Source organism: Phenylobacterium sp. (genome assembly GCF_035539035.1).
Classification (GTDB): Bacteria; Pseudomonadota; Alphaproteobacteria; order Caulobacterales; family Caulobacteraceae; genus Phenylobacterium.
The window spans coordinates 179,283-202,627 of the sequence record NZ_DATLJI010000012.1 but is presented as its reverse complement, the minus strand read 5'-3'; the positions used below and the strand labels follow the sequence as shown (position 1 = coordinate 202,627).

The window sequence follows — 23,345 nt, the reverse complement described above, 5'->3', positions numbered from 1 at the left end:
TCCGTCAGGCGTCGCGCGCCTCACCGGCCATTTCGGCTTCGGCGTAGGCTTCGGAGTCCTCGATGGGCTCCTCTTCGATCTCCGGCTCGGGCGGGGCCTCGACCCAACCCATGGCCACGCGGGCGCGCATGATCAGGGTCTCGGCGTCCTGCGGATCGAGGGCGAAGCTCTCCAGGATCCCAGGCTCGCGCACGCGCTCGCCGTTCTTGGTCTCGAACCAGCCGCGCAGGTCGTCGGGCACCAGGCCGGCGAAGTCCTCGACCGTCTTGATGCCGCCCTCGCCCAGGGCCACGGCCATGGGCAGGGTGACGCCTTCGATCTCCAGCACGGCGTCCTCGACGCCGAGCTCGCGGCGCTTGGAGTCGTACTCGGCGGCTTCCTTCTCGAGGTAGTCCCGGGCGCGGGCCTGGATCTCCTCGGCGGTGTCCTCGTCGAAGCCCTCGATGGCGGCGACTTCCGAGTTCTCCACGTAGGCCACGTCCTCGACGGTGGCGAAGCCTTCGGTGACCAGCAGCTGGGCGATGACCTCATCCACGTCCAGGGCTTCCTGGAACAGGGCGGTGCGCTCGGCGAACTCGCGCTGGCGGCGCTCGCTCTCCTGGCTCTCGGTCATGATGTCGATCTGCCAGCCGGTCAGCTGCGAGGCCAGGCGGACGTTCTGGCCGCGGCGGCCGATGGCGAGCGAGAGCTGCTCGTCCGGCACCACGACTTCGACGCGCTCGTCCTCCTCGTCCATGACGACCTTGGAGACCTCGGCCGGGGCCAGGGCGTTGACGATGAAGGTCGCCTCGTCCTGGCTCCACTGGATGATGTCGATCTTCTCGCCCTGCAGCTCGGCCACGACGGCCTGCACGCGAGAGCCGCGCATGCCGACGCAGGCGCCGACGGGGTCGATGGAGCTGTCGTTGGAGACCACGGCCATCTTGGCGCGGCTGCCGGGGTCGCGGGCCACGGCGCGGATCTCGATGACCCCGTCGTAGACCTCCGGCACTTCCTGGGCGAACAGCTTGGCCATGAAGCCGCCGTGCGCGCGGGACAGCAGGATCTGCGGGCCCTTGGTCTCGCGGCGGACGTCGTAGATGTAGCAGCGGATCCGGTCGCCGATGTTGAAGTTCTCGCGCGGGATCGACTGGTCGCGGCGCATGATGCCCTCGCCGCGGCCGAGGTCCACGACGACGTTGCCGTATTCGACGCGCTTGACCGTGCCGTTGACGATCTCGCCGACGCGGTCCTTGTACTCCTCGTACTGGCGCTCGCGCTCGGCCTCGCGGACCTTCCCGGTCACCACCTGGCGGGCCATCTGGGTCTGCACCCGGCCGAACTCGAAGGGCGGCAGGATCTCCTCGTAGGTCTTGCCCACGAAGGCGTCCTTGTCGGTGCGCTTGGCGTCCGACAGGCGGATCACGCCGGCCGGCTCCTCGACCGGGATCTCCTCGCCGTCCTCGCCTTCCGTCACCCCGAACGTGGCGTCGTCGGCCACGACGGTGACGACGCGCTTCACGGTCGTCTCGCCCGTCTTGGGATCGATCTTCACCCGGATGTCGTGCTCGGCGCCGTAGCGCGAGCGGGCGCCCTTCTGGATCGCCTCCTCGATCGCCTCGATGACGATCTCCTTGTCGATCGACTTTTCGCGGGCGACCGCTTCGGCGATCTGCAGGAGTTCAAGCCGGTTGGCGGAAATGCCGGTCAGGCTCATGGGAGGGTCCTTCTACTCGGAAGTCGTCTGTTGTTGTTCGGCCGCGAGGCGGGCGGCGCGGATGTCGGCGCCCCGCTTCATCAGCTCGTCGGAAAGCACCAGCTTGGCCTCGGTGATCCAGGCGAAGGGGACGAGCGCCGTCTCCGCCTCGCCATCGAGGTCGATGGCCACCTGGTCGCCCTCGACGCCGGCCAGCACGCCCTTGAAGCGCTTGCGGCCCTCGGCGAGGCGGTCGAGCTCGAGGCGGGCCTCGTAGCCCTCGAAGGTCTCGAAGTCCTTCAGCCGGGTGAGCGGCCGGTCCACGCCCGGCGAGGAGACCTCGAGGACGTATTCGCCGGAGATCGGGTCGGCCGCGTCCATCACCTCGGAGATCGCGCGCGAGAGGCGGGCGCAGTCCTCGACGTTCATGTCGCCGTCCTGCGGCCGCTCGGCCATGATCTGCAGGCGCCGTTGCTCGCTGCCGCCCATCAGGCGCAGGCGGACGATGTCGTAGCCCGCGGCCTCGGCGACGGGGTCGAGCAGCTCCAGGAGCCTCAGGTCTTCTGCGGTCTTCCCGCGCATGGCCGAGCTTGGCCTCCGGCAAAGAAAAAAGCGGCCGGGCCGGAGCCCGCCGCTTGAAAGCGCCATCCAGCGCTATCAGCGATGTTGGAGGGGAATATAGCGGGGGATCAGGGGTTTGTCAGCCCTGTTGCGACTCGGGCGTTCGCCACCGCGTTGTGCATGTGATGGCGGCCTGATCGAGCCTGCCCCTTTCCTGTCGGCGCGTCTTGGTCCACAGAGCGCGCCGACTTTGTGTGCCGTCCCGAAAGGCCTCCTCCCCATGGACCTCTCCAAGATCCCCGTCGGCGAGAACCCGCCGTACGACGTCAACGCCGTCATCGAGATCCCGCAGGGCGGCGAACCGGTGAAGTACGAGCTGGACAAGGAGTCCGGCGCGATCTTCGTCGACCGCTTCCTGCACACGGCGATGTTCTATCCCGGCAACTACGGCTTCATCCCGCACACCCTGGCCGACGACGGCGACCCGATGGACGTCATCGTGGTGGGGCCGACGCCTGTGGTGCCTGGGGCCATCATCCGCTGCCGTCCGGTGGGCGCGCTGATCATGCGCGACGAGGCCGGCGGCGACGAGAAGATCCTGGCCGTGCCGGTGGACAAGCTCCACCCCTTCTATCTGGGCGTGGACTCCTGGCGGGCGCTGCCCACCATCCTGACCGAGCAGATCGCCCACTTCTTCAAGCACTACAAGGACCTGGAGAAGGGCAAGAGCGTCGAGATCGTCCGCTGGGCCGACGCCGCCGAGGCCGCCGAGCTGATCAAGGCGTCGATCGAGGCCTACAAGGGCTGAGGCCCCTCAGCCCCTGACGAAATCCAGGAACACCGGGGCGCAGTCGCCCAGGCGCTTTTCCTCGTAGCGGGTGGTGACGTGGTCGGCCGGCGGGGCCCGCCAGCCGGCCGCGCGCTCCGCGGTCCAGCGGAAGGCGGGGTTCGCCGTCAGCCGCTCCAGGCTCCAATCCACATAGTCGGCCCAGTCGCTGGCGAAGCGCAGCCTGCCGCCGGGCTTGAGCACGCGCGCCAGCTCGGCGGCGACGTCGGCCTGCACCAGGCGGCGCTTGTGGTGGCGCGCCTTGGGCCAGGGGTCGGGAAACAGGATGAACACCCGCTCCAGGCTCCCGTCCGGCAGGTGGGACAGGAGCTCGCGGGCGTCGCCGTCCTTCACCCGCACGTTCTTCAGACCCTGCTCGTCGATGTGGCGGAGCGCGCTGGCGACGCCGTTCTGGAAGGGTTCGGCGCCGAGGATCAGGACGTCGGGATGCTTCGCCGCCTGGGCGGCCATGTGCTCGCCGCCACCGAAGCCGATCTCCAGCCAGACCTCGCGCGCCTCCGGCATCAGCGCGCGCGGGTCGAACGGCTCGGCGGGGACGCGGATCTGCGGCAGCAGGGTGTCCATCAGGGCCGCCTGCCGCGGCTTGATGGTGCGCGACTTGATGCGGCCGAAGGACCGGAGCGGCGGGTGGGGGTCGGACATGGGCGTGCGCTCTAGCGCAGCGCGCGGGCCACGGCGAGGGCCGCGATGGCCGCGACGGCGATCCAGACGAGGATGACGGCCGCGGCGGCCCGGCGGCTCACCGGGCGGTCGGCGGCGGCCTCGGCCGCGGCGCGGTGCTCGGCCAGCACGTCGCGCGGGATCAGCCGGAGCGCCAGCCACAGGCCGAGCGGCACGAGCAGCAGGTCGTCGACGTAGCCCAGCACCGGAATGAAATCCGGAATCACGTCGATGGGCGAGAAGGCGTAGGCCGCCACGGCGACCGCGACCACCTTGGCGTACCAGGGCGTGCGCGGGTCGCGGGCGGCGAGCCAGACGGCGTGGGCGTCGCGCTTGAGGGCGCGCGCCCAGCGCCGCAAGGCCTGGATCAGGCCAGGCCCTTCAGGGCGTCCACGAGGTCGGTCTTCTCCCAGGAGAAGCCCCCCTCGTTGTCGGGCGTGCGGCCGAAGTGGCCGTAGGCCGCGGTGCGGGCGTAGATCGGGCGGTTGAGGCCCAGGTGCTCGCGGATCGCGCGCGGCGTGGCCCCGCCGATCAGCTCCGGCAGCGCCAGCTCCAGCTTGGTGGGGTCGATCTCGCCGGTCTCGTGCAGGTCGACATAGAAGCTGAGCGGCTCGGCCACGCCGATGGCGTAGCTGATCTGGATGGTGCAGCGGCGCGCGAGGCCCGCGGCGACCACGTTCTTGGCCAGGTAGCGGCAGGCGTAGGCGGCCGAGCGGTCCACCTTGGTCGGGTCCTTGCCCGAGAAGGCGCCGCCGCCGTGCGGCGCCGCGCCGCCGTAGGTGTCGACGATGATCTTGCGGCCGGTGAGGCCCGCGTCGCCGTCCGGCCCGCCGATCTCGAAGCGGCCGGTGGGGTTCACGTGCCACTTGGTCTTCTTGGTGATCAGGCCCGTCGGGAAGATGCTCTCCACATAGGGCCGGATCTCCGCCTCGATGCGCTTGGGCGTGGCCATGTGCAGGCCGATGCGCTTCTTGTGCTGGGTGGAGACGACGATCTGCAGCACCTCCACCGGACGGCCGTTCTCGTAGCGCAGGGTCACCTGGCTCTTGGCGTCCGGCTCCAGCACGCCGCACTCGCCGGAGTGACGGACCTCGGCCAGGCGGCGCAGGATGTTGTGCGAGAACTGCAGGGTGGCCGGCATCAGCTCCGGCGTCTCGTCGCAGGCGTAGCCGAACATGATGCCCTGGTCGCCGGCGCCCTCGTCCTTCTTGTCGGAGGCGTCGACGCCCTGGGCGATGTGGGCGGACTGCTCGTGCAGGTGGCAGGCGAACTTCGCCTTCTGCCAGTGGAAGCCCTTCTGCTCGTAGCCGATGTCCTTCACCGCGGCCCGGACCTTGGGCTCCAGGCTGCGGACGATCTCCTTGGTGAGCGCCTTGTTCTCGGCTTTCGAGCCGCCGGGACGGCCGGCGCGGACTTCGCCCGCCAGCACGATCCGGTTGGTGGTCACCAGCGTCTCGCAGGCCACGCGGGCCTCAGGCTCCACGCTCAGGAAGGCGTCGACCACGGTGTCGGAGATCCGGTCGGCGACCTTGTCCGGGTGGCCTTCGGACACGCTCTCGCTGGTGAAGATGTAGTTGGAACGGCTCAAGGACGGGCTCCGGAAAGGAACTGAGGCGCCGCCCCCCGGCGGGCGCCCGGCTACGAGGTCCGAAAGCCTATAAAGAAATCTTTATGTCCCGCCAAGCGCCCCGTCGGCGGCGCGGCGTCGCGCCCCAACCGGAAGCCGCCGCCACAGGCGCTCAGGCGTCGACGCCCGGATCGTCGACCATGATGCGGACCAGTTCCAGGATCTTGCGGCGCACCCGCGGATGGCTGATCCGCGGGAATACCTGCGCCAGCTCCATGCCCTCCGGCGTCAGCAGGAAGTCCTGCACCGTCTCGCCGGGCTGGCTGTTCGAGCCGCGGGCGACCGTCCCCTCGGCCAGGCCCTCGTAGAAATAGGCGACGGAGGTGTCGAGGGCGCGCGCCATCTCCCACAACTTGGAGGCGCTCACCCGGTTGGCCGCCCGCTCGTATTTCTGCACCTGCTGGAACGTCAGGCCGATGGACTCGGCCAGCTTCTCCTGGCTGACGCCCAGTTCCTTGCGGCGCATGCGGATGCGCAGCCCCACGTGACGATCCACGGGATTGGGCCCGCGGTCGAAGTCGGCAAGCTTGTCCATGCGGCTCATTACCCAAGCTTCTGGCGAAGGGAAACAGGTTGACGGCCCGGTCACCTCATTTCGGTCGGCGAACGCGGTACGCGAGAGCAGGAAGCGCCGACGCCAGCAGCAACAGGACGAACGGCAGGTCTCCAACCCGTCCGTAGACTGTGGGTTTCAAAGGGGGCGGAAGCTGGGCGTCGATCACGCCCAGTTCGGCGAGCCCCAGCCGGGCGCCGGGCTGGATCCGTCCGTAGGCGTCGATCACGGCGGAAACGCCGGTGGGCGTGGAGCGGACGATCGGCAGCCCCTCCTCGATCGCCCGGTAGCTGGCGAGGTTCAGGTGCTGCAACGGTCCGCTGGTCTGGCCGAACCACGCGTCGTTGGAGACGTTGAGGATCCAGGCCGGCCGCACGCCGCTCTTCAGGGCGCCCGATCGGGTGAACCCCGGGAACAGGGCCTCGTAGCAGATCAGCGGCTGGACCGCGGGCACGCCCCAGGGTGCGATGGGCGCGGGCGGCGGCCCGGCGGTGAAGTCCTCGGGCATGTGCACGAGGCTGCGGAAGCCCACCTTTGTGGCGAGCTCGCCCAGCGGGATGTACTCGCCGAACGGCACCAGGCGGTGCTTGTCGTAGACGCCGGTGACCCGCAGCCCGTCGGCCTCTCGTCGCAGCGCGACCAGGGCGTTGAAGTAGCGTGCGTCGCCCTCGGCCGTGATCTCGGCGCGGTTGGCCCCCATCAGCAGGGTCTGGCCCTCGGTGAAGCCGGCCACCAGCCGCGAACCGTAGGGGGAGCCCGGCGCCAGCAGTTCGTCGATCACCGCCGGCAGCGCGCCCTCGGGCCAGACCACGATCTGCGGGGGGCGTGCGGCCGGCTTCTGCGACAGGCGCAGGTAGGCGTCGAAGATCAGGCCGAGGTTCTCCGGCCGCCACTTGTCCTTCTGGTCGATGTCGGCCTGGACGATGCGGATCAGCGGCGCGTCGGCGGCCGGTTTTACCGCATGCGAGAGCCGTCCCAGCCCGAAGGCGTAGAGGCAGGCCAGCGCGCCCACAAAGACGGAGGCGGCGAGCGCCCGGACCTTGCGGTCGAGGGGGTCGAACAGCACGGCGGGCGCGGCGGCGATGGCGAGGGTCAGCCAGGTGAGGCCGTAGGCGCCCACGACGGCGGCGGCCTGGGACGGCGGCGAGCCCGCGGCCCAGGTCTCACCCGGCAGGTTCCAGGGGAAGCCCGTGAAGACGTGGCCGCGCACCCACTCCAGAAGCGAGAAGGCGCCGGCGAAGACGAACACCCGCGACAGCCGCCAGCGGGCCTCCGGCCGGGGGCCGAGCAGGCGGTAGAGCAGGGCGGCCAGGCCCCAGAACAGCGCCAGTCCGCCGGCCATCAGGATCAGGGCGAAGGGCGCCATCCAGCCGTGGACGGCGGCGTCCACCAGGAAGGCCTCCACCACCCACCAGACGCCGATCGCGAAATAGCCGACGCCGGCCAGCCAGCCGCGGAAGAAGGCCGAGCGCAGCGGCCTGGGCGTCTCGGCGTCCAGCATGTTGAGGATTAGCGCATAGCCCAGCAGCCCCGGCAGGAGCCCGAAGGGCGGGTGCGCGAGACCGGCGGCGAGGCCGGCGCTCAGCGCCCACAGACGCACCATCCAGGGCGAGAGTCGGCTGGCCACGGGCTCAGGCCTGCGCGGCGACGGCGCGACGGACGCGGACGCGCTTCACCCGGCGCGGATCGGCGGAGAGGACGTCGATCATGAAGCCGCCCGGGTGCTCGATGCGTTCGCCGCGCTGCGGCACGCGGCCGGCCAGGGTGTTCACCAGGCCGGCCACCGTGTCGATCTCCTCGTCCACCTCCTCGGGCGCCAGGTCGACGCCGTCGCCGATGGCCGCCTCCAGGTCCTCGAGCGGGGTGCGGGCGTCGACCACCCAGCCCTGTTCGTCCTCGACGATGGCCGCCACGCCGTCGTCCCCCTCCTCGTCATGCTCGTCCTCGATCTCGCCCACCAGGGTCTCCAGCAGGTCCTCGAGGGTGACCAGGCCGTCGGCGCCGCCGAACTCGTCGATCACCAGCGCCATGTGGCTGTGCCGGCTGCGCATCATCGCCAGCAGTTCGGCCGCCCGCATGGACGGCGGGACGTAGAGCAGCGGGCGGACGAGGTGATAGCGGCCCATCAGGATCTGGTCCTCGGGCTTCGGCCGGCGGGTCTTGCGAGCCAGCAGCTTGAAGACGTCCTTCACGTGGATCACGCCCACGGGCTCGTCGATCGTCTCCTTGTAGACCGGCATGCGGCTGTGCTCGGCCTCCACGAAACGTGCGACCACCTCGGCGAAGCTGCAGGAGCGGTCGATGGCCACGATGTCCGCGCGCGGCTTCATCACGTCCTCGACGCGCAGGTCCTGGAAGGCGCGCGCCTGGCTGACCAGCTCGCCAGTCGCCTGGGCGATCGGCTCGGACGGGCCGGGTTCCGGCGGCGCGGCCGGCCCCCGGAAGAGGTTGAAGAGCCCCATCAGTCCCCGACGGCGGGGCTCGGGACTACTCGGAGGGTCAGGGTCGGTCATGGTCTCCCTCGCCGGCCGCGTAGGGGTCAGGAATCCCCAGTCCGGCCAGGACGACGCGCTCGAGGCCTTCCATCGCTTCGGCCTCCGCTTCGGTCATGTGGTCGTATCCTAGTAGGTGGAGCACCCCGTGCGCCACCAGATGCTGCAGGTGATGCGCCAGCGGCTTCCCCTGCTCGGCAGCCTCGCGCACGCAGACGCCGTAGGCCAGGGCCACGTCGCCAAGGTGCTTCTCCGGGTTCGGCGGCGCCGGAAACGACAGCACGTTGGTGGCCCCGTCCTTGTGGCGGAAGCGGGCGTTCAGCTCCTGGACGGCGTCGTCGTCGGTGAGCAGCAGGGTCACCCCCTCGCCCACGGCCCCCTCGGAGTCCAGCACCGCCTGGGCGGCGCGCACGGCCAGGACCTCCGCGTCCGCCAGGCTGCGGGTCCAGGCCTCGTCCTCGATCTCGATGTCGATCACCGGGTCACCGGTCGTCAGGGCCCTTGTCGCCGCGGCTGCGGGCGGCGTCGGCGTCGTAGGCGCGAACGATCCGCTCCACGAGCGGGTGACGCACCACGTCGGCGGTGGAGAAGCGGACCACGCCGATGCCCTTCACGCCGTCGAGCAGGCTGACCGCATGGGCCAGGCCGGAGTCGCGGGCGTTGACCAGGTCCACCTGGCTCGGATCGCCGGTCACCACCATCCGGGCGCCTTCGCCCAGACGGGTCAGAACCATCTTCATCTGCAGGCGGGTGGCGTTCTGCGCCTCGTCCACGATGACGAAGGCGTGGGACAGGGTGCGGCCGCGCAGGAAGGCGATCGGAGCCACCTCGATCTCGCCCTTCTCGCGCCGGCGACGGAGCTGCTCGGCCCCCAGGATATCGGTCAGCGCCTCCCAGACCGGCGCCATGTAGGGGTCGACCTTCTCGTTCATGTCGCCGGGCAGGAAGCCCAGGCGCTCCCCGGCCTCGACGGCCGGGCGCGAGACGATCAGGCGGTCCACCTCCCCGCGCAGCAGGAGGCCGGCGCCGTGCGCCACAGCGAGGAAGGTCTTGCCGGTGCCGGCGGGCCCGAGGCCGAAGACCAGCTCGCACTGCGAGAGCGCCTGCAGGTACTCGGCCTGGGTGGCGGTCTTCGGCGCGACCTGGCCCCGGCGCCCGACGGGCAGCGAACCGGGCGGGCCGCCCGTCCCGGTGCGCGCCTGGCCGATGGCGACGCGGACGTCGGCTTCGGAGATCTCCAGCCCCTGGTCGGCCCGGTCGGCGATGGCCTGGACGGCCTTCTTCGCCTGGGCGCGACTCTTGGAGTCGCCGGAGAGCGAAACCCCGCCGCCGGGCGTCTCCACGAGGACCCCGAAGGCGTCCTCGATGAGGGCGGCGTGACGGCTGTTGGCCCCCGCCACCGCGCGGGCGGCGGCGTCGGAAAGGGTGATGAATTCAGGCGCTCGGCTCAAGCGGGCTCCAGTTCCCCGGTGGACGCGAGGGCGCCCGCCAGGCTGTTCCGCGCGGCGTCCTCGATCTTCACTGTAACGATCTGGCCGATCAGACGATCCGGCGCGCTGACGTGCACCGACTGCAGATAGGGGCTGCGGCCGATCAGCTGGCCCGGATGGCGGCCGCGCTTCTCGAACAGAACGGGCAGGTCCTTGCCCGTCTGGGCGGCGTTGAACGCCATCTGCTGCTCTTCGAGCAGCGCGTTGAGGCGGGCCAGCCGCTCGTCCTTGACCTCTTCCGCCACCTGGCCAGGCATGGCCGCGGCCGGGGTGCCCGGACGGCGGGAATACTTGAAGGAGAAGGCGCCGGCGTGGCCCACCTCGCGGACGAGCTGCAGGGTGGCCTCGAAGTCGGCGTCGCGTTCGCCCGGGAAGCCCACGATGAAGTCGCCGGAGATCGCGATGTCCGGCCGCGCGGCGCGGATCTTCTCGATCAGCCGCAGGTAGCTCTCGGCGGTGTGCGCCCGGTTCATGGCGCGCAGGATCCGGTCCGAGCCCGACTGCACCGGCAGGTGCAGGTAGGGCATCAGCTCCTCCACCTCGCCATGGGCGGCGATGAGGGCCTCGTCCATGTCGCGCGGGTGGCTGGTCGTGTAGCGGATGCGGTCCAGGCCGGGGATCTTCGCCAGGCGCCGCACGAGCCCGGCGAGCCCGCCCTCGCCCGTGTAGGCGTTGACGTTCTGGCCCAGCAGGGTGACCTCGCGGACCCCCTTCTCCGCCAGGGCGCGGGCCTCCGCCTCGACGGCCTCGACCGACCGCGACCACTCCCCGCCGCGGGTGTAGGGAACCACGCAGAAGGTGCAGAACTTGTCGCAGCCCTCCTGCACGGTGAGGAAGGCGGTGACGCCCGTCGGCCGCCGCGCGGTGGACAGGGCGTCGAACTTCTCCTCGGGCGCGAAGTCGGCCGCCAGGCGCTCGCCGCGGGCCCGGTGGGCGCGGGCGATCAGCTCCGGCAGCTGGTGGTAGGCCTGCGGCCCCACCACGAGGTCGACCGCGGGCTGGCGGCGCATGATCTCCTCGCCCTCGGCCTGGGCGACGCAGCCGGCGACGACGATGCCGAGGCGGGGGCCGCCGGCCTCGGCCTGCTCCTGGCGCAGCTCCTTGAGCTTGCCGAGTTCCGAGTAGACCTTCTCGGTGGCCTTCTCGCGGATGTGACAGGTGTTCAGCACCACCAGGTCCGCGCCCTCCGGGCTGTCGGTCATGCCGTAGCCCAGGGGGCTGAGGACATCAGCCATCCGCTCGCTGTCGTAGACGTTCATCTGACAGCCGTAGGTCTTGATGTAGAGGCGCTTGCGGGGCGCGGTCTCGGACATGGCCCGCGTTATGGGCACGCACGCGGGCGGGCGCAAGTTTCCCTCCCCTTCATGGGGAGGGCGCTTCACTCCTCGATCGGCATGCCGTAGAGCTCGAGGCGGTGGTCCACCAGGCGGTAGCCGAGCTTGCGGGCGATGGCCTCCTGCAGGGCCTCGATCTCGGGGTCCATGAACTCCACGACCTTGCCGGTCTTCATGTCGATCAGGTGGTCGTGGTGCTCGTCCTGGTGCTCCTCGTAGCGGGAGCGGCCGTCGCGGAAGTCGTGGCGCTGGATGATCCCGGCTTCCTCGAACAGGCGGACGGTCCGGTAGACGGTGGCGATGGAGATGTGCGGGTCGATGGCGTGCGCCCGGCGGTGCAGTTCCTCGACATCCGGATGGTCGTGGGCCTCGGACAGCACGCGCGCGATGATCCGGCGCTGCTCGGTCATGCGCATGCCCTTGTCGACGCACAGCTTCTCGATACGGTCCGGCACGGCCAAGGCTCCAGGCTCCTTACGTTGCGGAGGATAGGTCTAAGAGGACGCGGGCGTAAGGTCGAGCCGCATCACGAGCGCGTCGGCGCGGCCTTCGGGCCCGCGGTCATAATAGCCGCGCCGCAGGCCCGCGCGGCGGAAACCGAGGCCGGCGTAGAGCGCCGCGGCCGGCGCATTGTCGGCGGCGACCTCCAGGAAGGCCTGGTCCGCGCCCGCCTGCCGGGCCGCGCCCAGGGCCGCAGCCATCAGCGCCTTGGCCAGCCCCCGCCGGCGCAGCGCGGGATCGACCGCGATGGTGAGCACCTCCGCCTCCCCCGCCACGGCGCGGCAGAGGACGAGGCCCGCCGGCGTCTCCTCGTCGAGCGCCAGGAAGCCGAACACGCCGGGACCGGCCAGCAGGCCGGCGAAGGCCTCGGCGTCCCAGGGCTGCGCAAAACCGGCGGCGTGGGCCGTGGCCAGCGCCGGGGCGTCCTCGGCCGTGGCCCATTCGAGCTTCATCCCGCCCGCCTCACGCCGGCAGCCGCGCATCGGGCGCTCGCAGATAGAGCGGGCGGAGCGGGGCCGCGGCCTTGCCGCCCGCGATCCGCGCCACGTGACGGGCGTCGGCGCCCTCCGCCGCGAGGATCCGTGCGCCCGGCGACACGTCCGCCAGCAGCGGCGCGCCGGAGCCCACCAGGGTCAGCGGACGTCCCATGGCCAGCTCCGCCAGGCGGGCGGCGGCCACCGACACCGGCAGGACGTCGGGCGCCATCAGGGGGCGGCCGTCCTCGAAGGCCTGCAGATAGACCTGGTCGCGGCGCGCATCGATGGCCGCGAACGCTAGGCCCTCGGCCTCGGCGCCCAGGGCCTCCAGGGTGCCGACCCCGGCGGTGGGGACGCCGAGCGCCGCGCCTAGGCCTTTGGCGAAGGCGACGCCGACCCGTAGCCCGGTGAAGGAGCCGGGGCCCACGGTGACCCCGATGCGGTCCAGCCGGTCGAAGGAAAGGCCCGCCTCGGCCATCACCCGCTCGGCCATGGGCGCGAGCCGCTCCTGGTGGCCGCGGGCCATGACTTCGGAGGCGTACGCCAGCACGCGGCCGCCATCGGTGACGGCGACCGAGCAGGCGGTCAGGCAGGTGTCGAGGCCAAGGACGATCACGGGTGGCGGTTAGACGATCCGGCGGGCGCCGGAAAGCGTCAGCCCAGGGTCTGCTCGACCCGGGTCACTTCCGGGACGTAGTGCTTGAGCATGTTCTCGACGCCGGCCTTGAGCGTGGCGGTCGAGGAGGGGCAGCCGGAGCAGGCGCCGCGCATGTTGAGCCAGACGACGCCGGTGTCCGCCTCGAACCTGGCGAACAGGATGTCGCCGCCGTCCTGGGCTACGGCCGGCCGGATGCGGGTGTCCAGCAGGTCCTTGATCTCGGCGACGATCTGGGCGGTCTCGCCCTCGTAGACGCCCTCGTCATGCCCGCCGGACTGGGCCTCCGCCTCGCCCGCGAACAGCGGCCGCCCGGAGGTGAAGTGGTCCATGATCGCCGCCAGGACCGGCGCCTTCAGGTGCGGCCAGTCGAACGACGGGTGCTTGCCCACGGTGATGAAGTCCGGCCCGAAGTAGACCCGGGTGACCCCCTCGATGTCGAACAGGTCGGCGGCCAGCGGGGAGGCCTGCGCCTCCTCGGCCTCGCGGAAGTCGCGCGTCCCGTCGGCCATGACCTCGCGGCCGGGCAGGAACTTCAGGACCTCGGGGTTCGGGGTCGGTTCGGTCTGGATGAACATGGGCGAGATGTGGGCCCGGAAGGCCCGAAACGCAACTTTTCGCTCCCCGGCAGGCCTAGGCCAGGTCTGCGATTTCCTCGTCGGTCAGGTCGCCGGGCACCAGGGTGACCGGCACCTTGCGGGCGCCCCACTTCACCCCGTCCTTGGCGATGGACGCCACGAGCGGGCCGGGCCCGCGGCCGCCCGAGGCGGAGGCCAGCACCAGGATTTTGATGTCGGGATCGTCGCCGATGACCTTCTTCAGGCCGACGCGGGCGTTGTCGGCGTTGACGATCAGGAACTCCGGCGGATAGCCGGTCTCCGCCTGAACGAAGCCGGCGACCTCCTGCAGCAGGGCCTCGGCCTCGTCGCGCGCCTGGCGCTCGATCTCCTCGCGCACGCCGCTCCAGTGCTCGAAGACGGCCGGCTCGATCACACGCAGGATCGCCACGTGCCCGCTGGTGGAGCGGGCCCGGCGGCAGGCGAACTTCAGCGCCGCCATGAACTCCGGCGTGTCGTCGGCGACGACCAGGAACTTGCGTGCGCTCATGGGCGGACGGTGCGGCCAAGTCGGGCGGGAGGCAAGCTCACCCCGCCCAGAAGCCCACCAGCCGGCGGACCTCCGCCATGGTGGGGGTCGCCACCTCGCGGGCGCGGGCTGCGCCGTCGGCCAGAATGCGGTCGATCTCGGCGGGATCGGACAGCAGGCGGCGCATCTCGCCGCCGATCGGACCCATCACGGAGACGGCGAGGTCGGCCAGCTTCGGCTTGAACGCGCCGAAACCCTGGCCGGCGAACTCGGCCAGCACCTCGGCCTCGGTTCGCCCGGCCAGCGCGGCGTAGATTCCCACCAGGTTACGGGCCTCAGGACGCTCGGAAAGCGCCTCCATCGTCTCCGGCAGCGGCTCGGGGTCGGTCTTGGCCTTGCGAATCTTCTGGGCGATGGCGTCGGCGTCGTCGGTCAGGTTGATCCGGGAATTGTCGGAGGGGTCCGACTTCGACATCTTCGCCGTGCCGTCGCGCAGGCTCATGATCCGCGCGCCGGGGCCCTGGGTCAGCGGCTCGGGCAGGGGGAAGAAGCCCGGCGCCTCGTAGTCGTGGTTGAACTTGCCGGCGATGTCGCGGGTCAGCTCCAGGTGCTGCTTCTGATCCTCGCCGACCGGCACCTGGGTGGCCTTGTAGACCAGGATGTCGGCCGCCTGCAGCACGGGGTAGGTGTAGAGCCCGACGCTGGCCCGCTCCTTGTGCTTGCCGCTCTTCTCCTTGAACTGGGTCATCCGGTCGAGCCAGCCGAGGCGGGCCACGCAGTTGAACACCCACGCCAGCTCGGCGTGCTCCGGCACCGCCGACTGCGGGAAGATGGTGGCGACCTTCGGGTCCAGGCCGGTGGCCAGGTAGGCCGCGGCGATCTCGCGGACCTGGGTCTTCAGGAGCTTCGGGTCCTGCCAGACGGTGATGGCGTGCAGGTCGGCCACGAAGATGAAGGTCGGGATCTCGTGCTGCAGGCGCGCGAACTTCACCAGGGCGCCGAGATAGTTGCCCAGGTGCAGGTCGCCGGACGGCTGCACGCCGGAGAGCACGCGTTGCGGGCCCGCGTAGGGGGCCGGAGCTTGGTCGGTCATGATGTGAGGCTTCTGGACGGAACGGACAGGCGGGCGCAAGGCCCGAGGTGACGGGTCAGGCGGTCAGCGCCATCGCCAGGTGTTCATCGTCATGCGGCAGCCGATACAGGCCGCCGGGTCTCAGAGCAAGTCCGCCGGCGGGGCGGGGTCGCCCTTGCGGCGGCGCAGCAGGGCCTTGGCCTCGGCCGGGGTCACCCCGCCGAAGGCGAACAGCAGCACCGGATAGAGGCCGAGGCCCGCCGCGCTCAGCAGCAGGACGCCCACCTCCTTGGCCGGCAGGCCGGCGGCGGCGATCGGCGCCTCCAGGAGAGCGCGGTAGTGGACGGCGACGGCCAGCAGGCCGCCGAGGATCAGGCTGGCGGCGGCCACCCGGCCGATCTTGAACAGGGCGGTGGCGGAGGGGCGGTAGACGCCGCGGCGGCCAAGGGCCACCCACATCTGGAGCACCGTGATCCAGGCGGCGATCGAGGTCGCCGCGGCGATCCCCCAGAAGCCGACGGTGTAGAAGAGGGCGACGCCGAGCGCGATGTTCACGCCCACGCTGATCAGCGAGAAGCGCATGGGCGTCCTGGTGTCCTGCCGGGCGAAGAACGCCGGCTGCAGGACCCGCAGCAGCACGAAGGCCGGCACGCCCCAGCCGTAGTGGAAGAGCAGCTGGCCAGTGGCGACCGCGTCGGCCCGGACGAACTCGGCCCGGGTGAAGAAGCCGTCGATCAGGTAGAACGGCATGGCCATCAGCGCCGCCGCGGCGGGCAGGCTGAGCGCCAGCGACCAGACCAGGCCCTGGTCCATCGCCATCTGCGCGTCGCCGTGGTCGTCCTTCTGCAGGGCAGCCGAGAGGCGGGGCAGCAGCGCCACCCCGATGGCCACCCCCACCAGGCTCATGGGCAGCTGGTACAGGCGGTCGGCGACGTTCATCCACACCCGCAGGCCGTCCACCTGGGACGCCAGGATGCCGGAGATGAAGATATTGATCTGGGTGGCGCTGTTGGCGATGGCCGCCGGCACGGCCAGCCGGATCAGCGCCTTCATCTCGGGGGTGAGCCTCGGCCGCACGAGGCGGATGCGGCCGCCGGAGCGCCGCGCGCCCCACCAGCAGAGCGCCGCCTGACCGACGCCGGCGACGATGACGCCCCAGGAGGCGGCGTAGGCGGCCTGCACCGGATCCTTCTGCGGGATCACCACGGCCAGCATCACCACATTGAGCACTGTCGGGTAGAAGCCGGAGATGATGAACCGGCCGTGCGCGTTCAGCACGCCCGAGAACAGGGCCGCGATCGCCATGCAGGGCAGGTAGGGCATGGTGATCTGGGTGAGGATCACCGCCAGCTTGAACTTGGCCGGATCGTCCGCGAAGCCCGGGTTGATGAGGTACATCAGCCACGGCATGGCGAGCTGGCAGGCTAGGGTCAGCGCCACGGTGGCGGCCGCGACGGTGGCCAGCGCGTCGGCGGCGTAGTTGTCGGCGGCGTCCTCGCCCTCGGCGGCGAGCTTGCGGGAGTAGCCGGGCACGAAGGCCGCGGCGAAGGCGCCCTCCGCAAAGATCCGGCGGAACAGGTTCGGGAAGGCCAGCGCCGTGTAGTAGGCGTCCGCCGCGATGGTCTGGCTGGCGCCGAGCCTTGCGGTGATCACCAGGTCGCGGGCCAGGCCCATGATGCGGCTGACCATGGTCAGGGCCGCGAAGATGGCCGAGGACCGGATCAATCCGCCGCGCTTGGGCCTGGGTCTGGTGGCGGGATTGTCGGTCACGGAGGCGTTGGTCGGCTGAGTGGCCGCCGGCGTCAAGCGTCCGCGGCGCCGCGCACGCGGCCTTCCGGCGCGTTTCGCGTGCAGCGCCTCAGGACGGGACGCCGATGTCCTCGTTCCACAGTTCCGGCCGCTCGGCGATGAACCGGTGCATCAGCGCGACGCATTCGGGATCCTGCAGCACCTCGACCTCCACGCCGCGCGACCGCAGCAGGGCCTCCTCGCCAAGGAACGTCTGGTTCTCGCCCACAACTACCCTGGGAATCCCGTAGAGCAGGATCGCCCCGCTGCACATCGGGCAGGGCGAGAGCGTCGTGTAGAGCACCGCCTCGCGATAGACCTGGGCCGGCTGCCGGCCGGCGTTCTCGAAAGCGTCCATCTCGCCGTGCAGGATGGCGCTGCCCTTCTGGACCCGCCGGTTGTGGCCGCGGCCGATGATCCGCCCCTGATGGACGATGACCGAGCCGATGGGGATCCCACCCTCGGCGAAGCCCTGCCGGGCCTCCTCGATCGCGGCGCGCATGAACGCGTCCATGGCTAGCGCGCCACGCTCGCGCGCGCCCGCTGCAGGTGCGCCCGGCGGGAGGTCTCCTCCTCGCCGACGGTCAGCGCGGCCATCAGCGCGGTCTTCAGCGCATTGCGCCGCCGCGCGTCGGTGAGCTTCCGGCCCTCGGCGTCGACCACATAGAAGGCGTCCACCGCCCGCTCGCCGTAGCTGTCGATGTGGGCCGACAGGATCGAGAGGCCGGCGTCGGCGAGCACGCGGGCCAGAGCCGCCAGCAGGCCGGGGCGGTCGCGCCCGGAGGCTTCGACCACGGTGGAGGTTTCGGAGGCGTCGTTATCCAGCATCACGGTCGGCGTGATGGAGAAGGCGGCGGCGCGGCCGAGGTCGGCCTTGCGGCCCGGCTCCTGGCGCACCGGCTCGCCGCGAGCGGCCGCCTCCAGGGACTCGGCCAGCTTGGCCAGCGCGCGCGGGTTCTGGGCGCCGTACGGCTGGCCGGTGACGTCCTGCACGTAGAAGACGTCGAGCGCCTGGCCGGTGCGCGAGGTGAAGACCCGTGCGCCCACGACGTTGGCGCCCGCCGCAGTGATCGCGGCGGCCAGGTCCACGAACAGGCGCGGGCGGTCGGCGGCGGCCACCGCCACCTCGGCCGCGTTGCGCTCGGCGCGGATGCGGCCCTCGGCGGCCGCGCCGCCCTGGGCGCGTCGGGCGAGGGCGGCGTGCGCGCGCACCTCGGCCTCGCTGAACGCCGAGAAGTAGGCGTCCTCCATGGCGTCGGCCCAGGGCTCGGCTTCCGGGTCGGTCCGGGCCAGCGCCACCCGGGCGTCGTAGGCGGCGTTCTCGTAATGTCGCTTGAGCGCGGCGGCGGCGTCGGAGCCCCGGCCGCCGCGGAACACCGCCTCGGTGGCCCCATAGAGCTCGCGCATCAGCTGGCCCTTCCAGCCGTTCCAGACCCCGGGCCCCACGGCGCGGATGTCGGCGACGGTGAGCACCAGCAGCAGCCGCAGGCGCTCGGGCGTCTCCACGATGCGGGCGAAGTCGGCGACGGTGCGCGGGTCAGAAACGTCCCGCTTCTGGGCGTAGTCGCTCATGACCAGGTGGTGCTCCACCAGCCAGGCGACCAGCTCGATCTTTGAGCGCTCCAGGCCCAGCCGTTCGCAGGCCTGGCGCGCGGCCCGGGCGCCGGCCTTCTCCTGGCCGCCGGCCCCGCCCTTGCCGGTGTCGTGCAGCAGCATGGCCAGGAACAGGGCCTCGCGGTCGTCGATCAGCGGCATGATCTGGGCCGACAGCGGATGGTCCTCGGCCAGGCGGCCCTCGGCGATGTCCGCGATGACGCCGACCGCCCGCAGGGTGTGCTCGTCCACCGTGTACGAGTGGTACATGTTGAACTGCATCTGGGCGACGATGCGCCCGAACTCCGGGATGAACCGGCCGAGCACCCCGGCCTCGGTCATCAGGCCCAGCGTCCGCTGCGGGTCGCGGCCTCGCGCGAGGATGTCGAGGAACACCTTGGCCGCGTGGCGGTCGCGCCGCACCGCCGAGGTGATCAGGTGCGCGCAGCGGGTGGCGGCGGTGAAGGCGTCCGGGTGCAGGTCGAGGTTGCGCTGGTCGGCGATCCGGAACAGCCGCAGCAGGTTGACCGGGTCCTTCTCGAAGGTCTCGGGGCCCTCTACGGCCAGGCGGCCGCCGACCTCGTGGAAGCCGGGCTCGTCCAGCGGCTTCTTCTTCGGCCGTCGGGCCGGCAAGAGGCGGGAGATGCCGGTCGGCCGGCTCTTCACCTTCTCGGCCTCGAGCTTGGCGGCGAACACCCGGGTCAGCGCGCCCACCTCCTTGGCGATCAGGAAGTAGCGCCGCATGAAGCGCTCGACGGCGGGGTTGTCGGCCCGGTCGCCATAGCCCATCCGCCGGGCGATCTCCGGCTGCAGGTCGAAGGTCAGCCGCTCCTCGGGCCGGCCGGTGGTGAAGTGCAGGTGGCAGCGCACCGCCCAGAGGAAGTCGAAGGCGCGGACGAAGGTGCGCACGTCGCGGCCTTCGAACATCTCCAGCTGCAGCACCTTCTCGATGTTCTCGCCGGGGTGCAGGTACTGGGCGATCCAGAACAGGGTGTTGAGGTCGCGCAGGCCCCCCTTCCCCTCCTTGACGTTGGGCTCGACCATGTAGCGGCTGGCCCCGGCGCGGGCGTGGCGGTCGTCGCGCTCCTTGAGCTTGGCGGCGACGAACTCGGCCCCGGTGCCCTTGACCACGTCGTGCTGGAAGCGCCGGATCAGTTCGGCGGCCAGGCTCTCGTCGCCGGCCAGGCGGCGGGCCTCCAGGATCGAGGTGCGGATCGTGAAGTCCTCGCGCGAGAGCTTCACGCACTCCTCGATGGTCCGCGAGGCGTGGCCGACCTTGAAGCCCAGGTCCCACAGCGCATAGAGCATGTACTCGATGACGCTCTCGGCGTGCGCCGTCTGCTTGTAGGGCCGCACGAAGAGCAGATCGATGTCGGAAAAGGGCGCCAGCGTCCCGCGCCCGTAGCCGCCCACCGCCATCAGCGCCAGGCGCTCGCCCTCGGTGGGATTGCGGGCGCGGAACACGTGGACGGTGGTGAAGTCCCAGAGCGCCTGGACAACCTCGTCGGTGACGCCGGACAGCAGGCGGGCGGTCTCGATGCCGCCGGCCCCGTTCTCCAGCCGCTCCTTGGCGATCATCCGGCCACGGAACAGGGCCGCCTTCAGGATCTCCAGCGCCGCCCTCCGCTGGGCGGCCTCGTTGCCAAGATGCTCGAGCGCGGCGGTGGAGAGCTGCGAGCGCAGCTTCACGCCGTCGACGACGTATTCCAGGCGGGTCGGGCGAAGGCGCGGGGGCATGGCTGGCCCCCGATATAGGACGGTTCTCGCCTTTTCGCGCCTGGGTTCTGGCCACGGGCTTCCGCGAACCCGCGCACTGACTATGTTGCCCGCCCCATGCGCACTCCGGCCCGGACATGACCAAAGGCGGCTATCGCGGCGGCTCCACCCTGACGGGCTGGAACGCCAACGGCTACGTCTCGCCGTCCCGGAAGCTGAAGGCGAAGGGCCGCACCGCCCAGAGCACGGGCGAGAGCGCCGCCCGCGACGAGCTGGCCCGCAGGAAACACGGCCTCACCCCGCGCAAGCCGGACCTGCGCGCCAAGGAGCAGGCCAAGGTCGAGCAGAAGCAGAAACTCCGCAAACTGACCCGCACCAGCGCGCCGGTGGTGGTGAAACTCAAGCGCCGCAGGCCCGCCAACAAGGTGGGCGTCGCGCGGCGGGTGAAGCCTAGGCCAGCAGGCCCTTGAGTTTGTAGAGGGCGTCCATGGCCTCGCGGGGGCTCATGCCGTCGGGGTCCAGGGCCTTCAGCGCCTCCTCGACGGGGCTCGGGCCGAGGCGGCCGGGGGCCGGCTCGGCGACGGCGGCGAAGAGGGGCAGGTCCTCGAGGTGGGCGGGGGCGCCGGCCTCGCGCTCCAGGCGCTCCAGCACGTCCTTGGCCCGGGCCACCACGGCGGGCGGCACGCCGGCCAGCTTCGCCACCTGCACGCCGTAGGAGCGGTCCGCGGGCCCGGGACCCGCCTCGTGCAGGAAGATCAGGTCGCCGTTCCACTCCTTGGCCCGCAGGCTGAGGTTGGCGACATAGGCCAGCCGGCCCTCCAGCACGGCGAGCTCATGGTAGTGGGTGGCGAACAGCGCCCGGCAGCGGTTCACCTCGTGCAGGGCCTCGGCGCAGGCCCAGGCGATGGCCAGGCCGTCGTAGGTGGCGGTGCCGCGGCCGATCTCGTCGAGGATGACCAGGCTGCGCGGGGTGGCCTGGGTGAGGATGGCGGCGGTCTCCACCATCTCCAGCATGAAGGTCGAGCGGCCGCGGGCGAGGTCGTCGCCGGCGCCCACGCGGCTGAACAGCCGGTCGACGACGCCGAGGCGCAGGCGTTTCGCGGGCACGAAGCAGCCGGCCTGGGCCAGCACCGCCAGGATCGCGTTCTGGCGCAGGAACGTCGACTTACCCGCCATGTTCGGGCCGGTGACGATCGACAGCCGGGGTCCGCCGGCGCCCGCCCCGTCCAGGCGGCAGTCGTTGGGGGTGAAGGCCTCGCCGGCCCGGCGGACGGCGCTCTCCACGACCGGGTGGCGGGCGGCCTCGGCCTCGAAGGCGGTGGAGCGGTCGACCACCGGGCGGCTCGCACCCACGTCGTCGGCCCATTCGGCGCAGGCGGCGGCCACGTCCAGGCGGGCGGCGGCCTCGGCGGCGGCCTGGATGGCGGGCGCCACCTCGCAGGCGGCCGCGCGCCAGGCCTCGAAGGTCTCCAGCTCGATGGCCAGCGCCCGCTCGGCGGCCTGGGCGATCTTGGCGTCCAGCTCGGCGAGCTCGACGGTGGTGAAGCGCACCTGGTTGGCGAGCGTCTGGCGGTGGATGAAGGTGGCGTTCAGCGGCGCGGCCATCAGCGGCTCGGCCGCCTTGGCGGTGGTCTCCACGAAGTAGCCGAGGACGGCGTTGTGGCGGACCTTCAGCGCCACGCCGCTCTCCTGGGCGAGGCGGGCCTCGAGCTGGGCGATCACCCTGCGGCTGTCGTCGCGCAGGGCGCGGGCCTGGTCGAGCTCGGGGCGCACGCCTGCGGCCACGAAGCCGCCGTCGCGGGCCAGCGCCGGGAGGTCCGTCCCGAGGCCCCGGCAGAGCCGGTCGCGGAAGGCCAGCAGGTCGGCGTGCAGGTCCGGGTTGAGGGCGGCGAGCGCGCTGGCGATCTCGGCCGGCGGATTGACCAGCGGATCGCGGGTCTGGGCGAAGAGGGCGACGATGGCCTCGGCGGCCACCAGGCCGTCGCGCAGGCAGCCGAGGTCGCGCGGGCCGCCGCGGCCCAGCGCCAGGCGGGAGAGCGCCCGGGCCATGTCGCCCAGACCCTTCAGCTGCTCGCGCAGGCGCTGGCGCTGGCCGCGCTGCTCGCAGAACCAGGCCACCGCGTCGAGGCGGGCGTCGATGGCGGCGGGGTCCAGCAGCGGCCGGGCGAGGCGGGCGGCGAGCAGGCGCGCGCCGGGCGCCGTGACCGTGCGGTCGATCGCCGAGAGCAGGGAGCCGTCGCGGCCGCCGGACTGGGCCTTCTCGATCTCCAGGCTGGCGCGGGTGGCCGGATCGATGGCCATGACGTCGGCCTCGCCGGCGCGGCGGGGGGCCGACAGCGCCGGCAGGCGGCCGGCCTGGGTGGTCTCCAGATGGGCGGCGATCAGCCCGAGCGCCGCGACCTCCGCGCCGGTGAGCGTCCCGAAGCCGTCGAGGGTCTCCACGCCGTAGAGGCGCTTGAGCCGGGCCTCGGAGGCGGCGGGCTCGGCGAGCGCCTGGGGCAGGGGCTGGACGAAGCCGCCGGCCGCCTTCAGCGCGACGTTGACGGCCTCGTCGGAGAACAGCCGGTCGGGGACCAGGATCTCGGAGGGGCCGAGGGCGGCGAGGGCGGAGGCGAGGCCCGAGACGCTCGTGGCCAGCACCTCGACCTCCCCGGTGGAGAGCTCCACCGAGGCCACGGCCGCCGCGCCGGCCCGCACCGCCACGGCGGCCAGGCGGTTGGCGCCGCGGGCGTCGAGCAGGCCGTCCTCGGTGAGCGTGCCGGGCGTGACCACGCGGACGACGTCGCGGCGCACCACCGACTTGGAGCCCCGCTTCTTCGCCTCGGCGGGGTCCTCCATCTGCTCGCAGAGCGCCACCTTGAAGCCGGCGCGGACCAGCTTGGCGAGATAGGCCTCCATGGCGTGGGCCGGCACCCCGGCCATGGGGATCGGGTTTCCGGCGTGCTGGCCGCGGGCGGTGAGCGTGATGCCGAGCGCCGCGGCGGCCTTCTGGGCGTCCTCGAAGAACAGCTCGTAGAAGTCGCCCATCCGGAAGAACACCAGCGCGTCCGGCTGGCGGGCCTTGGCCTCGAAGAACTGCGCCATGACCGGCGAGGCGCCGGCGGCGGGATCGGGCGTGGCTATGGGAGCGGGCGCGTTCATGGAACGGGGGACGCTAGCTTAACGAATCACTAATCGGGAGCCCTTGACCGTGCGCCCCTTGGTCCCAAGCTGTGGATG

At 71.6% G+C, this 23,345-nt stretch carries 22 protein-coding genes and 1 pseudogene; 2 read left to right on the top strand and 21 right to left on the bottom strand.

All coding sequences use genetic code 11. The features are described from left to right. Positions 1-4 precede the first annotated feature (4 nt). Both nusA and rimP read right to left on the bottom strand, forming a co-directional pair. Positions 5-1,696 carry a transcription termination factor NusA gene (gene nusA, locus VM685_RS06280; protein WP_325459265.1) on the bottom strand — a complete coding sequence of 564 codons (1,692 nt, stop codon included), beginning with the start codon at positions 1,694-1,696 and terminating at the stop codon, positions 5-7. A 12-nt stretch (positions 1,697-1,708) separates the two neighbouring features. Then, complete coding sequence (rimP, locus tag VM685_RS06275) at positions 1,709-2,257, bottom strand: ribosome maturation factor RimP (protein WP_325459264.1); 549 nt, start codon at positions 2,255-2,257, stop codon at positions 1,709-1,711. 259 nt (positions 2,258-2,516) lie between these two features. On the opposite strand from rimP, the gene ppa reads away from it, so the two are divergent. Continuing rightward, entirely contained in the window at positions 2,517-3,044 is a 528-nt protein-coding gene (gene ppa / locus VM685_RS06270) for an inorganic diphosphatase (RefSeq protein ID WP_325459263.1), read from the top strand. Between the two features lie 6 nt (positions 3,045-3,050). Here the strand turns inward: ppa and trmB are convergent, their stop codons facing one another. From trmB to VM685_RS06180, 18 genes and pseudogenes are all read right to left on the bottom strand, one after another. Then, positions 3,051-3,725: a tRNA (guanosine(46)-N7)-methyltransferase TrmB gene (gene trmB / locus VM685_RS06265; protein WP_325459262.1), complete on the bottom strand. Its 675-nt coding sequence runs from the start codon at positions 3,723-3,725 to the stop codon at positions 3,051-3,053. 11 nt (positions 3,726-3,736) lie between these two features. Further along, a pseudogene (locus VM685_RS06260) lies at positions 3,737-4,099 on the bottom strand (YkvA family protein); the annotation flags it as partial. An 11-nt stretch (positions 4,100-4,110) separates the two neighbouring features. Then, complete coding sequence (metK, locus tag VM685_RS06255; protein ID WP_325459261.1) at positions 4,111-5,331, bottom strand: methionine adenosyltransferase; 1,221 nt, start codon at positions 5,329-5,331, stop codon at positions 4,111-4,113. Positions 5,332-5,482: 151 nt separating this feature from the next. Then, positions 5,483-5,905: a helix-turn-helix transcriptional regulator gene (locus VM685_RS06250; protein ID WP_325459649.1), complete on the bottom strand. Its 423-nt coding sequence runs from the start codon at positions 5,903-5,905 to the stop codon at positions 5,483-5,485. 55 nt (positions 5,906-5,960) lie between these two features. Next, a complete protein-coding gene (gene lnt, locus VM685_RS06245) occupies positions 5,961-7,526 on the bottom strand; it encodes an apolipoprotein N-acyltransferase (RefSeq protein ID WP_325459260.1) in 1,566 nt (521 codons plus the stop codon). A gap of 28 nt (positions 7,527-7,554) precedes the next feature. Further along, on the bottom strand, positions 7,555-8,385 hold the full coding sequence (locus tag VM685_RS06240; protein WP_325459259.1) for a CBS domain-containing protein: 831 nt from the start codon (positions 8,383-8,385) through the stop codon (positions 7,555-7,557). A 37-nt stretch (positions 8,386-8,422) separates the two neighbouring features. After that, positions 8,423-8,893: an rRNA maturation RNase YbeY gene (ybeY, locus tag VM685_RS06235; protein WP_325459258.1), complete on the bottom strand. Its 471-nt coding sequence runs from the start codon at positions 8,891-8,893 to the stop codon at positions 8,423-8,425. 4 nt (positions 8,894-8,897) lie between these two features. Continuing rightward, positions 8,898-9,866, bottom strand: a complete 969-nt coding sequence (locus tag VM685_RS06230; RefSeq protein WP_325459257.1) for a PhoH family protein — start codon at positions 9,864-9,866, stop codon at positions 8,898-8,900. Next, positions 9,863-11,218 (bottom strand): tRNA (N6-isopentenyl adenosine(37)-C2)-methylthiotransferase MiaB, encoded by a 1,356-nt coding sequence (gene miaB / locus VM685_RS06225; protein WP_325459256.1) that lies wholly within the window; start codon positions 11,216-11,218, stop codon positions 9,863-9,865. Before miaB ends, VM685_RS06230 begins: the two co-directional genes overlap by 4 nt. Before the next feature lie 65 nt (positions 11,219-11,283). After that, positions 11,284-11,655, bottom strand: a complete 372-nt coding sequence (locus tag VM685_RS06220; RefSeq protein ID WP_325459648.1) for a Fur family transcriptional regulator — start codon at positions 11,653-11,655, stop codon at positions 11,284-11,286. Between the two features lie 78 nt (positions 11,656-11,733). Continuing rightward, on the bottom strand, positions 11,734-12,192 hold the full coding sequence (locus tag VM685_RS06215) for a GNAT family N-acetyltransferase (protein WP_325459255.1): 459 nt from the start codon (positions 12,190-12,192) through the stop codon (positions 11,734-11,736). 10 nt (positions 12,193-12,202) lie between these two features. After that, positions 12,203-12,829, bottom strand: a complete 627-nt coding sequence (tsaB, locus tag VM685_RS06210) for a tRNA (adenosine(37)-N6)-threonylcarbamoyltransferase complex dimerization subunit type 1 TsaB (RefSeq protein WP_325459647.1) — start codon at positions 12,827-12,829, stop codon at positions 12,203-12,205. Positions 12,830-12,870: 41 nt separating this feature from the next. After that, complete coding sequence (locus tag VM685_RS06205) at positions 12,871-13,449, bottom strand: NifU family protein (protein WP_325459254.1); 579 nt, start codon at positions 13,447-13,449, stop codon at positions 12,871-12,873. Positions 13,450-13,504: 55 nt separating this feature from the next. Continuing rightward, complete coding sequence (locus VM685_RS06200; protein WP_325459253.1) at positions 13,505-13,978, bottom strand: universal stress protein; 474 nt, start codon at positions 13,976-13,978, stop codon at positions 13,505-13,507. A 37-nt stretch (positions 13,979-14,015) separates the two neighbouring features. Further along, positions 14,016-15,050, bottom strand: coding sequence for a tryptophan--tRNA ligase (trpS, locus tag VM685_RS06195; protein ID WP_325459252.1), 1,035 nt, complete (start codon positions 15,048-15,050; stop codon positions 14,016-14,018). A 120-nt stretch (positions 15,051-15,170) separates the two neighbouring features. Next, the gene (gene murJ, locus VM685_RS06190) at positions 15,171-16,799 is read right to left on the bottom strand and encodes a murein biosynthesis integral membrane protein MurJ (RefSeq protein ID WP_325459251.1); all 1,629 of its coding nucleotides are present in this window, start codon (positions 16,797-16,799) and stop codon (positions 15,171-15,173) included. Positions 16,800-16,887: 88 nt separating this feature from the next. After that, a complete protein-coding gene (locus tag VM685_RS06185) occupies positions 16,888-17,331 on the bottom strand; it encodes a nucleoside deaminase (RefSeq protein ID WP_325459250.1) in 444 nt (147 codons plus the stop codon). Between the two features lie 2 nt (positions 17,332-17,333). Beyond that, positions 17,334-20,147 (bottom strand): [protein-PII] uridylyltransferase, encoded by a 2,814-nt coding sequence (locus VM685_RS06180; protein ID WP_325459249.1) that lies wholly within the window; start codon positions 20,145-20,147, stop codon positions 17,334-17,336. A 116-nt stretch (positions 20,148-20,263) separates the two neighbouring features. On the opposite strand from VM685_RS06180, the gene VM685_RS06175 reads away from it, so the two are divergent. Further along, positions 20,264-20,596: a hypothetical protein gene (locus VM685_RS06175; protein ID WP_325459248.1), complete on the top strand. Its 333-nt coding sequence runs from the start codon at positions 20,264-20,266 to the stop codon at positions 20,594-20,596. On the opposite strand, the gene mutS is transcribed toward VM685_RS06175, so the two are convergent. Further along, a complete protein-coding gene (mutS, locus tag VM685_RS06170) occupies positions 20,577-23,267 on the bottom strand; it encodes a DNA mismatch repair protein MutS (RefSeq protein WP_325459247.1) in 2,691 nt (896 codons plus the stop codon). The genes VM685_RS06175 and mutS overlap by 20 nt on opposite strands. Between the last annotated feature and the right edge of the window lie 78 nt (positions 23,268-23,345).

Coding starts and splice junctions, on each gene's coding strand:
- nusA (WP_325459265.1), bottom strand. CDS start 1,696: ATGAGCCTGACCGGCATTTCCGCCAACCGGCTTGAACTCCTGCAGATC.
- rimP (WP_325459264.1), bottom strand. CDS start 2,257: ATGCGCGGGAAGACCGCAGAAGACCTGAGGCTCCTGGAGCTGCTCGAC.
- ppa (WP_325459263.1), top strand. CDS start 2,517: ATGGACCTCTCCAAGATCCCCGTCGGCGAGAACCCGCCGTACGACGTC.
- trmB (WP_325459262.1), bottom strand. CDS start 3,725: ATGTCCGACCCCCACCCGCCGCTCCGGTCCTTCGGCCGCATCAAGTCG.
- VM685_RS06250 (WP_325459649.1), bottom strand. CDS start 5,905: ATGGACAAGCTTGCCGACTTCGACCGCGGGCCCAATCCCGTGGATCGT.
- lnt (WP_325459260.1), bottom strand. CDS start 7,526: ATGGTGCGTCTGTGGGCGCTGAGCGCCGGCCTCGCCGCCGGTCTCGCG.
- VM685_RS06240 (WP_325459259.1), bottom strand. CDS start 8,385: ATGGGGCTCTTCAACCTCTTCCGGGGGCCGGCCGCGCCGCCGGAACCC.
- miaB (WP_325459256.1), bottom strand. CDS start 11,218: ATGTCCGAGACCGCGCCCCGCAAGCGCCTCTACATCAAGACCTACGGC.
- VM685_RS06220 (WP_325459648.1), bottom strand. CDS start 11,655: ATGCGCATGACCGAGCAGCGCCGGATCATCGCGCGCGTGCTGTCCGAG.
- VM685_RS06215 (WP_325459255.1), bottom strand. CDS start 12,192: ATGAAGCTCGAATGGGCCACGGCCGAGGACGCCCCGGCGCTGGCCACG.
- VM685_RS06205 (WP_325459254.1), bottom strand. CDS start 13,449: ATGTTCATCCAGACCGAACCGACCCCGAACCCCGAGGTCCTGAAGTTC.
- VM685_RS06200 (WP_325459253.1), bottom strand. CDS start 13,978: ATGAGCGCACGCAAGTTCCTGGTCGTCGCCGACGACACGCCGGAGTTC.
- trpS (WP_325459252.1), bottom strand. CDS start 15,050: ATGACCGACCAAGCTCCGGCCCCCTACGCGGGCCCGCAACGCGTGCTC.
- VM685_RS06185 (WP_325459250.1), bottom strand. CDS start 17,331: ATGGACGCGTTCATGCGCGCCGCGATCGAGGAGGCCCGGCAGGGCTTC.
- VM685_RS06180 (WP_325459249.1), bottom strand. CDS start 20,147: ATGCCCCCGCGCCTTCGCCCGACCCGCCTGGAATACGTCGTCGACGGC.
- VM685_RS06175 (WP_325459248.1), top strand. CDS start 20,264: ATGACCAAAGGCGGCTATCGCGGCGGCTCCACCCTGACGGGCTGGAAC.
- mutS (WP_325459247.1), bottom strand. CDS start 23,267: ATGAACGCGCCCGCTCCCATAGCCACGCCCGATCCCGCCGCCGGCGCC.